This is a genomic window from Hymenobacter daecheongensis DSM 21074 (assembly GCF_900141805.1).
Taxonomy (GTDB): domain Bacteria; phylum Bacteroidota; class Bacteroidia; order Cytophagales; family Hymenobacteraceae; genus Hymenobacter; species Hymenobacter daecheongensis.
On sequence record NZ_FQYN01000004.1, the window covers coordinates 62,166 to 75,144 of the forward strand.

The 12,979-nt window shown below is 62.4% G+C and carries 13 protein-coding genes and 1 tRNA gene; 10 read left to right on the forward strand and 4 right to left on the reverse strand.

Annotated features, from left to right (window positions below; all coding sequences use genetic code 11):
• Window positions 1-141 precede the first annotated feature (141 nt).
• Window positions 142-582: a GNAT family N-acetyltransferase gene (locus BUB62_RS08445; protein ID WP_073108698.1), complete on the reverse strand. Its 441-nt coding sequence runs from the start codon at window positions 580-582 to the stop codon at window positions 142-144.
• Between the two features lie 120 nt (window positions 583-702).
• Window positions 703-1,809: a PhoH family protein gene (locus BUB62_RS08450; RefSeq protein WP_084538937.1), complete on the reverse strand. Its 1,107-nt coding sequence runs from the start codon at window positions 1,807-1,809 to the stop codon at window positions 703-705.
• Between the two features lie 138 nt (window positions 1,810-1,947).
• Here BUB62_RS08450 and BUB62_RS08455 point away from each other — a divergent pair, with 138 nt between their 5' ends.
• From BUB62_RS08455 to BUB62_RS08490, 8 genes are all read left to right on the forward strand, one after another.
• Window positions 1,948-2,709, forward strand: coding sequence for an SAM hydrolase/SAM-dependent halogenase family protein (locus BUB62_RS08455; protein WP_073108700.1), 762 nt, complete (start codon window positions 1,948-1,950; stop codon window positions 2,707-2,709).
• 152 nt (window positions 2,710-2,861) lie between these two features.
• A complete protein-coding gene (locus tag BUB62_RS08460; protein WP_073108702.1) occupies window positions 2,862-3,167 on the forward strand; it encodes a putative quinol monooxygenase in 306 nt (101 codons plus the stop codon).
• Between the two features lie 27 nt (window positions 3,168-3,194).
• Complete coding sequence (locus BUB62_RS08465; RefSeq protein WP_073108704.1) at window positions 3,195-3,731, forward strand: iron-sulfur cluster co-chaperone HscB C-terminal domain-containing protein; 537 nt, start codon at window positions 3,195-3,197, stop codon at window positions 3,729-3,731.
• Window positions 3,732-3,749: 18 nt separating this feature from the next.
• Window positions 3,750-3,831: transfer RNA gene (locus tag BUB62_RS08470), tRNA-Leu, on the forward strand.
• Between the two features lie 263 nt (window positions 3,832-4,094).
• Entirely contained in the window at window positions 4,095-4,655 is a 561-nt protein-coding gene (locus tag BUB62_RS08475; RefSeq protein ID WP_073108706.1) for a YeeE/YedE family protein, read from the forward strand.
• A gap of 13 nt (window positions 4,656-4,668) precedes the next feature.
• Entirely contained in the window at window positions 4,669-5,079 is a 411-nt protein-coding gene (locus tag BUB62_RS08480) for a DUF6691 family protein (RefSeq protein ID WP_073108709.1), read from the forward strand.
• A gap of 457 nt (window positions 5,080-5,536) precedes the next feature.
• Complete coding sequence (locus BUB62_RS08485) at window positions 5,537-6,586, forward strand: response regulator (RefSeq protein WP_073108711.1); 1,050 nt, start codon at window positions 5,537-5,539, stop codon at window positions 6,584-6,586.
• 146 nt (window positions 6,587-6,732) lie between these two features.
• Window positions 6,733-7,806: an AI-2E family transporter gene (locus tag BUB62_RS08490; RefSeq protein WP_073108713.1), complete on the forward strand. Its 1,074-nt coding sequence runs from the start codon at window positions 6,733-6,735 to the stop codon at window positions 7,804-7,806.
• A gap of 246 nt (window positions 7,807-8,052) precedes the next feature.
• Here the strand turns inward: BUB62_RS08490 and BUB62_RS08495 are convergent, their stop codons facing one another.
• Together BUB62_RS08495 and BUB62_RS08500 are read right to left on the reverse strand one after the other, a co-directional pair.
• A complete protein-coding gene (locus BUB62_RS08495; protein WP_073108716.1) occupies window positions 8,053-8,430 on the reverse strand; it encodes a cupredoxin domain-containing protein in 378 nt (125 codons plus the stop codon).
• A gap of 260 nt (window positions 8,431-8,690) precedes the next feature.
• Complete coding sequence (locus BUB62_RS08500; RefSeq protein WP_073108718.1) at window positions 8,691-10,964, reverse strand: heavy metal translocating P-type ATPase; 2,274 nt, start codon at window positions 10,962-10,964, stop codon at window positions 8,691-8,693.
• Window positions 10,965-11,366: 402 nt separating this feature from the next.
• Here BUB62_RS08500 and BUB62_RS08505 point away from each other — a divergent pair, with 402 nt between their 5' ends.
• Complete coding sequence (locus tag BUB62_RS08505) at window positions 11,367-11,822, forward strand: hypothetical protein (RefSeq protein WP_073108720.1); 456 nt, start codon at window positions 11,367-11,369, stop codon at window positions 11,820-11,822.
• Between the two features lie 195 nt (window positions 11,823-12,017).
• Window positions 12,018-12,962, forward strand: coding sequence for a heavy metal-binding domain-containing protein (locus BUB62_RS08510; RefSeq protein WP_073108723.1), 945 nt, complete (start codon window positions 12,018-12,020; stop codon window positions 12,960-12,962).
• Window positions 12,963-12,979 lie beyond the last annotated feature (17 nt).

A 12,979-nucleotide genomic window follows, 5' to 3' on the forward strand; every position in this document is an offset into this window, starting at 1 on the left:
TAAGAAGCCATTTGGAATGAGCAAAGCCCCTTACCGTTAGCGCGGTAAAGGGCTTTGTACGTTGGGCTAAGGCGGCATTAAACTACGAGGAAGGTCCTTCGCAGGGCTCAGGATGACAGATAGCTCCAACAGCGCGCCGCCTCATTCTGCCTTATGTAACTTCATCTTGAAGTGCTCAATGTCGCACTCCGTGAACTGCTCGCCCACCTTCGCAAAGCCGTGACGCTCATAGAATGGAATGGCCCGCAGCTGGGCGTTCAGGTACACCGGCTGGCCGGGGTAAGCGGCGGCTACATCGGCCAGCACGCGCCGGAGCAGGGCCGCGCCCACAGCTTGGTTGCGGTATTCTTCCAGCACGGCGAAGCGCTCCAGCTTCACCCCGCCTTCGGTGCGCCGCCAGCGGGCGGCGCCGCAGGGCGTGCCGTCGGTGGTGCGGGCCAGGTAGTGGCGGGCATCGGTGTGGTCGTGCTCGTCGTTTTCAGCGTCGGCGGGCACGCCCTGGCCCTCCACGAATACTTTGTGCCGAATGGCCAGCGCGGCCGCCAGCTCCTGGGGCGCGGATACGGATTGAATGGTTAGCATAGACTCAAATTTCTGACAGATTCAGGTTCCAATTGACTTTGCCGCCGTTCGGCAAAGCAAAAGGCCCTTTCCGGGGCGGGAACGGGCCTTTTGCCTTAAAAACAACGACCTCAAAAGCCGTTACAAGTTTTCGTTATTCACCGGCAGCTCCCGCATGCCGTCGTCTTCGGGGCGGGCATCGGGGTGGTGGCTGGCATCGGGCTTGGCCGTGGAGTTGGGCTGATACGGGCGGGCCGGGCGCACGGGCCGACTGGCCTGGTCGCGCTGCTGCTGCTCGTCGAACCGGTCGTAGGCTACCACAATTTCCTTCACCAGGCGGTGGCGCACCACGTCCTCGGCTGTCATTTCCACGAAGCCAATGCCGCGCACATCCTTCAGGATGTCCAGCGCCTGAATCAGGCCGGACTTCTGCTTGGTGGGCAGGTCAATCTGGCTCCGGTCGCCGTTCACCATCACCTTCGCCATCGGGCCCATGCGGGTCAGAAACATCTTCAGCTGCGAGGGCGTGGTGTTCTGGGCCTCATCGAGCAGCACGAAGGCGTTGTTGAGGGTACGGCCGCGCATGTAGGCCAGCGGGGCAATTTCGATGATCTTATTTTCCTGGTAGAATTTCAGCTTTTCGGCCGGAATCATGTCTTCCAGGGCATCATAAATCGGACGCAGATACGGGTCTACCTTCTCCTTCATGTCGCCGGGCAAGAAGCCCAGATTCTCGCCCGCTTCCACCACGGGCCGCGAAATGATGATCTTCTTGACCTCCTTGTTTTTGAGCGCCCGCACGGCCAGCGCCACCGAAACGTAGGTTTTGCCCGTGCCGGCCGGCCCCAGCGCAAACACCAGGTCGTGCTTCATCACGGCATCCACCAGCTTCTGCTGGTTGGGAGTTTTGGCCTTGATTACGCCGCCTTTGGCCCCGAAAATAATAACATCGGAAGGTGGCGTGCTGGCAATTACCCGCTCTTCCTGCTCATCGTCGGCGGCGGCAATGTGCTCGGCCACGGTGCGGTCGGTGATTTGCCCGAATTGATGATAATGCTCGATCAGAGACGACAGGATTTCATTGATCCTGGCAATAATGGGCGTTTGTCCCTGAATCTTAATCTCGTTGCCTCGCGAAATGATTTTGCTGCCGGGAAAGGCCGCGGCCAGCTGGCGGATGTTCTGGTTGTCGGGTCCGAGGAAGTCGACAAGAGAAACGTTTTCGAGCGTGATGATTTTCTCGACCAAACTGTGGGTGGGTTTAAGCGAAGGGAAGTTTTAAATGGTAACCAGGAGGGCCGGCATTGGTTCCATCCGGCCAAATAGCCTACTTTTGCCGCCCCCACACGGGGTAAACAATAGTACGAAGAACTGAGGATTTCCGGCATGGGGCTGATTACGTTTCTCTCCGATTTTGGCTACCGAGACCATTACGTGGCGGCGGTGAAAGCCCGGATCATGCAGCTGGCTCCCACTCAATCCGTGCTCGACCTCAGCCACGGCATCGAGCCCTTCAACATTGCCCACGCCGTGCACGTGCTCGACGCCGTATTCCGCGATTTTCCCCTCGGCACGGTGCATCTGGTGGGCGTGAGCGACCATGGCACCAAGGGCAGCTGGCACGCGCTGCAGTTTGCCGGGCACTTCTTCGTGGCCGCCGACAATGGCCTGCTAGCCCTGCTCACCGACGGGCAGCCCGAAGCCATGGTCCGGCTGGCAGCCGAAGCCACCGCCTCCCCCACCCGCGACGTGCTGGCCCCCGCTGCCGTGCAGCTGGCCCAGGGCGCACCACTCGCCGAGCTGGGCCAACCCACCACGGAGCTGTATCAGCTCATGAACCGCCAGCTGCGCCTGCAGGATAACCGCATCACCGGCCACATTATCCACGTCGATCATTACGGCAACCTCGTCACCAACATCAGCCGCACGGCTATGGAGGTCATTGCGCGGGGCCGGCCCGGCACTATTCACTTTGCCCGCGAAACCGTGCGCGACATTGTGCCCCATTTCCAGGCCGCCGACCCCGGCGAGGCGGTCTGTATTTTCAACAGTCAGGACCGCCTCTGCATCGGAGTCAACCAGGGCAATGCCTCCGAGCTGCTGGGCCTGCACTTCGACTCGCAGGTTGATATTCGGTTTGCCGGCTAGCGAAACGGCGGTTGCCACAACCTATTCCCACTCGCCAAAAAGCCTGATTCTAGCCTGTTGAAGCAGTTTTTTATTTATTTTTATATTATGTTAAGTAAAATAGCCAACTTGTCAGGCTAGTATTTTCCGCACCAAAACTTCTCTTCTTTCCTATGCTGATCCGAATTGTGCGCATGACTTTCCAGCCGGAGCGCACCGCCGAATTTCTGCGAATATTTCAGGACTCCGACGCTCTGATCCGGCAGATGCCCGGCTGCCTGCGGTTGGAGCTTTGGCAGGATGCCGACCAGCCAAATATTTACTGCACCCACAGCCATTGGGCCTCGGCCGAGGCGCTGAATGCCTACCGCCGCTCGGCGCTGTTCGGGCAGGTGTGGCCGGCCACTAAGGCGCTGTTTGCCGTTCCGGCGCAGGCTTTCTCCGTACACCAGGTCAGTCTCCCCATTAGCCAGCCGTAATACGGTTCCCCTCCCCAGCGCCCTGCCATGACCACCAACTACTTCGAGTTCTACGAGCTACCCGAAACCTTCCGACCCGATGAGGCCGCGCTGAAAAGCAAGTACTACGCTCTTAGCCGCGAATATCATCCTGATTTTCATGCTACGGCCCCGCCCGAGCGGCAGCAGGAGATTCTGCAGCTGGCCACGCTCAATACCAACGCCTACCGCACCCTCTCCCACCCCGAGCAGCGCATGGCCTACATTCTGGGCCAGCATGGGCTGCTGGAAGAAGGCAAGCAGGAGTTGCCCGCCGATTTTCTGATGGAGGTAATGGATCTGAACGAGCAACTGATGGAGCTGGAGTTTGAGCCCGACCCGGCTATTGTGGCCCGCGTTGAGCATGAGGTCGATAGCCTATCGGAGGGGCTGGATGCGGGCATTGAGCCCGTGCTGGCCGGCTACGCCGGCCTGCCCGCCGACGTGCGCCCGCAGGCCCTGCACCAGGTAAGAACTTACTACCTGAAACGGCGCTACCTGTTGCGCATTCGCGAAAGTCTGGCTAAGTTTGCAGCCCGTTCCTGAGTTGTGGGAACGAGTTTTGCCCGGATGGCGGAACTGGTAGACGCGTCGGTCTCAAACACCGATATCGAGAGATATGCCGGTTCGATTCCGGCTCCGGGTACAAAAAAGGCCTTCAGCAGCAGTGTTGAAGGCCTTTTTTTGTTTTAGGCCAGCGCCAATCCTCTAGCGTAGGCTATCAGCCACAACCCGCGGGCCCAGCGGCCTGCATGCCGAGTTAGGCTGGAGCTATGTAGCCGTAGGCTGGCTGGTAATGATGAATTCTGCTAAAGGCCGCCAGTGGAACAATAGCTTCCTTTTCCGTATTTCTCAGAACTTTCCAGCCCGCTTTTCGCTGCGTAGTGCAACCTACTTTTTCTGAATCGTATGCTTGAACTCCTCCGACAACCCTGGCCCTGGTACGTAGCCGGCCCGCTCATCGGGCTGATGGTGCCAGCGCTGTTGCTTCTCGACAACAAAGCACTGGGTATTAGCAGTGCGCTACGGCAGATATGCGCGGCCTGCGTGCCGGCGGGCATTCCTTTTCTGCAGTATAACTGGCGGTCCGAAAGCTGGAATCTGTGGTTTGTGCTGGGTATTGTAGTGGGCGGCTTTGTGGGCTACCGCGTGCTGGGCCACCCCGAAACCATTGCCATATCAGCTGAAACGGTGCGCGACCTGCGGGCCCAGCTGCACCTGACGGACTTCACGGGGCTGCTGCCGCGTGAGCTGTTTGCGCTGGAAAACTTGGCTAACTGGCGGGGCTGGGTATTTCTGGTGCTGGGCGGCTTTCTGGTGGGCTTTGGCACACGCTACGCCGGGGGCTGCACTTCGGGTCATGCTATTTCGGGCCTTTCCAACCTGCAATGGGTGTCGCTGGTGGCCGTCATCGGCTTTTTCGCCGGTGGCCTGCTCATGACGTGGATTATCTATCCGTTGCTGTTTTAAACTCCGCTTTACCATGAAAGGCCTCAAATACCTGCTACTTGGGACACTTTTCGGCATTGTTCTGACCAAAAGTGAAGTCGTCAGCTGGTTCCGGATCCAGGAGATGTTCCGGTTTCAGGCGTTTCACATGTACGGCGTTATCGGCTCGGCTATGCTGGTCGGGATGCTGTCTATTCAACTCATCAAGCGCCGCCACCTGCGCAGCCTAAGCGGGCAGCCGATTGTGTTGGCCGATAAGCGGTTCAGCCACGGCGTCTGGATCGGGGGCATTATTTTCGGGCTGGGCTGGGCACTCACGGGGGCCTGCCCCGGCCCGATGTTCGCGCAGCTGGGCAGCGGCGTGGGCGCGGCGGCCGTGCTGATTCTGGCTGCTCTGGCCGGCACCTGGACCTACAGCGCCCTGCGCGAAAAGCTGCCGCATTAAGTAATACTGCGAGAGGAGAATAGCTACGACCTGTGCAGCCTGAGCCCTCAAGTTGCCCAGGCAGGCAATGAGGCAGCAAAGAATTGAGACTGAAACAACGCGCAGCGGCCCCTGGATTTTGCAGCATCTAACGGCTCATCGCCGCTAGCCGGCCGTTGCCTGGGCGCGCAGGGCGGCCGTTGTTTCCTCGGCCGCGGGCCAGCCCGGCTGCCGGCTCACCTAGGCCCTGGCGCCAGCAGCACGGCTCCGCCCGATAACGCTTCGGAGGCCAAAGACAGCAGACCAGACATGGCAGGAAAAAAGCAGTGGAAGCCACAGCTACGCCCCCGCCCCGCGCGGCGGCATGACGAACATCAGCGGGAAAGCCTGACGCTACTCATTCCCCGATTTTTGCGGAAATTGCTTTTACCCCCGCCCGCCTGCCCGCCGCCCGCTCGTTACTACCCGCACCTGCGCTATGAAAACGATTCTGCTGATTGAAGACAACGAGACGATCCGCGAAAACACGGCCGAGATTCTCATGCTGGCCGGCTACACTGTGCTCACGGCCGAAAACGGCAAAATGGGCGTGAGCCTGGCCCTGACCACCAAGCCCGACCTGGTGGTGTGCGACATTATGATGCCCGTGCTCGATGGCTACGGCGTGCGGCAGATCTTCAACCAGAACCCACAGCTTACGGGCGTGCCGTTCATCTTTCTGACAGCCGATACCGAGCGCACCGACCTGCGCCGCGGCATGGCCCTGGAGGCCGGCAGCTACCTAACCAAGCCCTTCGAGGAAAGCGAGCTGCTGAGCGCCGTCAGCGGCCGCCTCCACCGCTTCCAGCACCTGCGGCCCGACTACGACCTGCACGCCGATGGCCTGCACGAGTTTTTGAGCGATGCCCGCGTGGCTGCCAATCTGGAAAGCCTTACCCTGGACCGCAAAGTGCACCTGGTGCGCAAAAAGCAGGATGTGTACCTCGAAGGCGACGAGCCCACGCGGCTGTACTTTGTGAAATCGGGGCGGGTGAAAACGGTGAAGACCACCGCCGCCGGCAAAGAATTGATTACGGGCCTCTACGGGCCGGGCGAGTTTTTCGGCTACCTGCCCCTGCTGGAGCACGCCTCGCACAGCGACTCGGGCGTGGCCGTCGACGACTCGGAGCTGGTGTACATTCCGCGGGATGATTTTGCCCAGCTGCTGCGCAACCCCGAGGTGGGCCAGCAGTTTATCCGGCTGCTGGCGGGCCGCGTGAGCGAGCGGGAGCAGCAGCTGCTGGCCATGGCCTACAGCTCCATCCGGCGGCGCGTGGCCGACACGCTGCTGCGCCTGCACGAGCAGGCCGGCGCGGCCCCGGATGGCAGCATTCAGCTCTCGCGCGACGATATGGCCGCCGTGGTAGGCACCGCGCCCGAGTCGCTGATTCGCACCCTGAGCGAGTTCAAGCATGATGGCCTGATCGAGCTGACGCCCAAGAACATTCGCGTATTGCAGCCCGAAAAGCTGCGGCGGGCACACTGGTAGCCGGCATTTTTTCTCGAAATCAGGCCGGCTCTTGCCGGTTATTCGGCTGACTTTCCGAATTTCCCCGTGGCGCACCGAAGCCAGCCCCAGCGTTTCTTTCTGGCAACGCGGCGCCCCTAGGCTTCCTTTCTGCCCTCCCGTCGGCCATGTCGCACCCCACCCATACCATCTACACGCCCTACCAGCGCCATGTGCTGCTGATTGTGGTGCTGGTGGCGCTGGGCAGCCTTATTCTGTACGGGCTGGGCAGCTACCTTTCGGCGTTTCTGGGGGCGGGCATTCTGTATGTGGCGCTGCGGCCGTGGTATGCCGCGCTGGTGCATCGGCGCGGCTGGAACCGGCAGCTGGTGGCGGGGCTGCTGCTGCTGTTCACGGTGGTGACGCTCATGGTGCCGTTTTATGCCCTGAGCACCATGCTGTTTGAGCGGCTGCGCAACATCGGGCAATACACCGATCAGGCGCTGGCCGTGGTGCGGCGGCTGGAGCGCCTCACCGGCTATTCGCTTACCAGCGAGCAAACCGTGCGCACGCTGCTCGGGCAGCTGGCCAGCGCCATCAGCCGGTGGCTGCCCACGCTGGCCGGTGGCGTGCTGCATTTGGTTTTTGTGATGGCGCTGCTGCTGTTCACGCTCTACTATCTGTTTGTGCAGGAAGAAGCCTTTCTGCACAACCTGCGCCGCTACCTGCCCTTCCGCCCCGATACGCTCGACAAGCTGCGCGAGGCCCTGCAGAACAACGTGCGGGCCAACGTGGTGGCCCAGGTGCTCATTTCCATCGTGCAGGGCGTGCTTACGGGGTTGCTGCTGTGGGTGTTCGGGGTGCCCGATCCGTTTTTCTGGGGCGCAATTGGCTTTTTCGTGGCCTTCATTCCGGTGCTGGGCACGCCGCTGGTGTGGGGGCCGGCGGCGCTCTACCAGTTTGCGCACGGGGCCATCGGGCAGGGCGCGGGCATTCTGCTGGTGGGCGGCCTAGTAGTGATGAACGTGGACAACCTGCTGCGCATCCTGCTGGCCCGACGCATGGGCAACATTCATCCGCTCGTGACGCTGGCCGGGGCCACGCTGGGCATCATCCTGTTCGGCATTCTGGGACTGGTTATCGGTCCGCTGCTGCTCTCCTATATGGGCGTGCTGCTGCATGTATTTGCCCAGGAAAACCAGCGGGCGCGGGCCACGGAAGGCCCGGCGGCGGTGGAAAATCAACCCGCTGAAAAGGTGTGAAATGCGCTACTTCGCGTCTCGGCGTTGCTGACGTTGTTTCGTTGTTTATTCAGATTAGCATCTATCGTTCAACGACGAGACGCGAAGTAGCACGGCCCTACGCCGTTCCGATGACCTGAAGAATCGGCGGGCGCAGCTTCCCACTTGCAGCCCGATAGACACCGGATGCCGGGCATTGCACGCAGCTGGATGGACGCAGGCGCTACCCAACAAACTCAACCGTGGTAGAAACATTGGGCGGCGCCCTTAGCGCACCACCAGGCGGCCGCGCAGCATGCCCATACCGCAGGTGAAGGCAAACGTGCCGGCCTGCTGGGGCAGCAGCTCCACGAGCGTGGTCTGGAAGGCCGGCAGCGCGCGGCGGATGCTGAAATCGGGAAAGAGCAGCTCCTCGGAGCAGCTGTTTTCCTCGTCGCGGTAGAAGCTCAGCTGCACGGGCTTGCCGCGCTCCACCTCCACCACATCCGGCGAGTAGCCGCCCTTCACGGTAATGCTGACCTGCTGCACGCCCCCGGACGACGATACCGCGCTGACCATCCGGCGGGCCGAAAAGAAGAAATACCAGATAACGAATGCCGCCAGGCCCAGCCCGCTCAGCGTAACAATGATTTCGATGAAGTCCATTTGTACAAGAAATTTTTTTGAGTTGCTAAAAACGCTCATGCCGCGCTTGCCGAAAGCCCACCCAAAGCAGCCGCGTAGCGGCGACAGGTTTGTAGAGAATCACGCAGAAGTGAATCAAAAGCCGCATAGCGGCGACAGGAACGCCCGCACGACCCTGTCAACGCTACGCGGCTTTGACGTTCTTCACGACCGTTTGCTACAAACCCGCCGCCGCGCTGCTGCTATCCTGAACGTCACAGGTCTGTGCTACTGCCACGGCGCTACTTTTCCCCTACCGCAAAGCCCTTTAGCCGCAGCGAGTTAGTAAGCACCGACACGGAGCTGAGCGCCATAGCGGCGGCGGCCAGCATGGGCGAAAGCAGAATGCCGAAGAACGGATACAACAGCCCAGCCGCCACCGGAATGCCCAGCACGTTGTAGAAAAACGCGAAAAACAAGTTTTGCCGGATGGTGCGAATGGTCTGCCGCGACAGCGCAATGGCCGTGACCACGCCCTGCAGGTCGGAGCGCATCAGGGTGATGCCGGCGGCTTCCATCGCCACGTCGGTGCCCGCACCCATGGCCAGCCCGATGTCGGCCTGGGCCAGCGCGGGCGCGTCGTTTATGCCGTCGCCCACCATGGCCACCACCCGGCCTTCGGCCTGCAGGACCTTCACTTGGCCGGCTTTGTCGGCGGGCAGCACCTCGGCAAAGTAGCGTGTGATGCCCACCTGCCCGGCCACCTGAGCGGCCGTCTGGGGGTTGTCGCCGGTCATCATCACCACCTCCAGGCCCAGGCCCTGCAGCTGCCGGATAGCCGCCGCCGACGTGTCGCGCACGGTATCGGCCACGCCGACGAGGCCGGCCGCCTGGCCCGCCACGGCCACATAGAGCACGGTTTTGGCCTGCGCTAGCAGCTGGCCGGCCTGGGCCGTGAGGTCGGCTGGCAGACTAATACCAGCCTCAGCGAGCAGGCGCTGGTTGCCGATCAGCACGACCTGGCCCGCCACGGTGGCGGTGGCCCCTTTGCCTTCCACAGCCCGAAAATCGGTGGCCGGCACGGTTGCCGCGCCCTGCGCTTCGGCGTGGCGCACCACGGCCGCGGCCAGCGGGTGCTCACTCTGCCGCTCCACAGCCGCCACCAGCGCCAGCAGCGCCGGGGCATCTTGGCCAGCGGCGGGCCGGAAGTCCGTCACGGCCGGCTCGCCGCGGGTGATGGTGCCGGTTTTATCCAATAAAACGGTGTTCACCTGATACGCTTTTTCCAGCGCCTCGGCATTGCGAATGAGCACGCCATGCTCGGCTCCTTTGCCGGTACTCACCATGATGGCCGTGGGCGTGGCCAGCCCCAGGGCGCAGGGACAGGCAATGATGAGCACGGCCACGAAATTGACCAGCGCCAGCGGCAGGCGGGTGGCCGGCGGGGCAAAATCGAACCAGAGCACGAAGGTGAGAATGGCGATAACAACCACCGTGGGCACGAAAACGGTGCTGACCTTATCGGCCAGTCGCTGAATGGGGGCGCGGCTGCCTTGGGCATCTTCCACCAGCTTCACAATCTGGGAAAGCATGGTATCGGCCCCTACTTTGGTCACGCGGAAGCGGAAGGAGCCGGTTTTATTCAGCGTGGCCCCGAACACCGCGTCGCCGGGGCGCTTCTCCACGGGCAGGCTTTCGCCCGTCAGCATGGCCTCATCCAGCGCCGACTGGCCCACCAGAATAATCCCATCGGTGGCTACCTTCTCGCCGGGGCGCACCACTACCACGTCGTCGAGCTGCACCTGTTCGATGGGCACGTCTGCTTCCTGGTCGTCGGGGCGCAGCACGCGGGCGGTTTTGGCCTGCAGGCCCATCAGGGTGCGAATGGCAGCCGAGGTCTGGGTTTTGGCCCGCATTTCCAACACTTTGCCCAGCAAAATCAGGGCAATGATGGTGGCCGTGGTATCGTAATATACCTCCGGCATGAGCCCGCGACGGGTGAAAAAGCCGGGGGCCACGGTGGCGGCCAGGCTATACAGAAAGGCCGCGCCAGTGCCCACGGCAATGAGCGTATCCATGTTGGCGGCGCGGTGGCGTAAGCCATTCCAGGCCGAGGTGTAGAACTCGCGGCCGCTGTAGAGCAGCACGGGCAGCGTGAGCAGCAGCAGAATGTAGTTGAGCACCTGCATGTTAATTCGGGCCATCAGCGCCGGCCAGAGCATGAGCATACTCAGAGGCATAATGATGGCGGCCAGCCCGGCGGCTACCCCGAAGCGGCGCTTGAGCTGGCGGTAGGCCAGGGCTTTCTGGCGGTCCAGCTCGGCGCTGCGCTCGGCGGCGCTGGTATCGGGGGCGCGGGCCAGCACGCCGTAGCCGGCCTGCACCACGGCGGCCGTCAGCGTGGCCGGCGTGGCTTGGGTGGGCACGTAGTCGATGGTGGCCTTTTCGGTGGCGAAGTTGACCACGGCCCGCTGCACGCCGGGTGTGCGGCTAAGCGACTTCTCGACGGCGGCGGCGCACGAGGCGCACGTCATGCCTTCGATGTCGAGGGTTTCGGTTTTCGTGGTGGGTTCCATACGGAAAATGAGGCAGAATAAGTGAGGCGGAGCCGGTAGGCCCTGATGGCCGGAGCGGCCCGCGCCCTGCAAAGGAACGCACATTGCCGGCCGGCGGTGGTGCGAAATCCGCACCAAAACCTTCAGAATTTGTCTCAGACAGGTGTTGCGCCCAACTCAGCTGTCCCGGCGCTGCGCATAAAATCCCGCCGCCCGGTTGCATAATTCGGCCCGCCGCGGGGCGGAGGCGCAGGAACAAAACCGGCCGCAAATGGGCCACGCGGCGCTTTCCGGCGGGCTTAGCGCCGCCGCTTCGGGCCGCTGCCCGGCCCGGCCACCACCCTGAGCCCGCCGCCACAGTAGTACCGCCGCGGCGTAGGTCCGACGAAAGCCTGTTACTTTTGCCGTTGCTTTCCGCAGTTTATGATCCGTAGCCTGTTCCCTTTCCGCCGCTTGCTGGCGACGACCTTCCTGGTCGTCTTCGTCAACGTGTTTGTGGGGCAGTGCTGGTGCGCGACGCTGCCGAAGGCGGCCGTGCCACCCCGCGCCGCTCTGGCCGCTAAATCGGCGCACGGCTGCTGCAAAAGCAAAGGCGGAGCCACCGCCAGGGCGCTGAAGGCCAAAGCCGGCGCGCACAAGTCGGGCAAGCACAGCTGCTGCCGCGAAAAGTCGGCCTCGCTACTCTCCGCGCTCAGCGCGCCGGCGCAGAAGCAGCTACTCGTACCCGCGCCGGCCCTGCTGCCCACCAATTTCACCCTTCAGCCCCGGCCCACGGCCGGCCGCTGGAGCCGCACCGGCCCCGTGTGCCTGGTGCCGCCGCGGTATCTGCCGCCTAAAATCCCCGATATCCGCATCTTCATTCAGTCCCTCACGGTCTGATTGGATGGTAGCGCCCAGGCTCGCGCCGGCATAGCTGTGCTATGTCCGGGGCGGGCCTTTTCGTTGGCGTTTCGGCCCGCGCCTGGCTTTGATCAGGCATTTTTCCTGCTGATAAAAAGCGTGTTCCGGGCCTGATAGGCCGGCCCTGCGGGCCGCTGCGCAGTCCGCGCTTTCCCCTCCCATTTCCATTCTGCCATGTTCCGATTTTCCCTTCCGCTGCTGGCCGCTGCCAGCTTGTTGGCCGCCAGTAGCTGCTCTTCTGATTCTGCTTCCGACACTACCGCCGCCGTCACTACGCCCACCGCCGGCCCGGCCGCCGGCACCGCTGAGCACGCCGGGGGCCACACGTATTCCTGCCCCATGCACCCCGAAGTGACCAGCACCAAGGACGGTGAAACGTGCCCCAAGTGCGGCATGAAGCTGGAGCACACCGACCAGGTGGCCAATGGCAAATCCTACCGGATGCAGTTTGAGGCCGCGCCCCGGCAGCCCCGAGCCGGCCAGCCGACACGGCTCGCCTTCACGCCCCAGCAGGCCGATGATGCGGCCGTGCCCGTGCCGCTGGATGTGGTGCACGAGAAGAAAATCCACCTGATTATCGTCTCTAAAGACCTTTCGCAGTTCTACCACGAGCACCCCGAATACACGGCCCAGGGCAGCTATGAGGCACAGTACACCTTTGCCAAGGGCGGCGAGTACGTGCTGTTTCAGGACTACACGCCCACCGGGGCCGGCCACCAGCTGGGCCGCCAGCCGCTCACGGTGCAGGGCCCGGCCTACGCGCCGGTGAAGTTCCGCACCGACAATATGACCTGGAAAAAGGACGGCTACGCGGCCACGCTGGCCTTCGACAAAGCCCCGGCCGTGGGCCAGCCGCTGGCCATGAAAATCAACATTACCAAAAGCGGCCAGCCCGTCACTGACCTCGAAAACTACCTCGGGGCGCTGGGTCACGTAGTGGTCATCAGCGAAGACACGGAGCAGTATCTGCACGTGCACCCCACCGCGCAGGCCGATAAAGGCCCCGCCATCGGCTTCAATACGAGCTTCGAAAAGCCCGGCCTGTACCGCGTGTTTTTGCAGTTCAACCACGCCGGCCGCATTCATACCAGCGACTTCACCATCAACGTAAAAGCCTGATTAACGGGCGCAGCCCC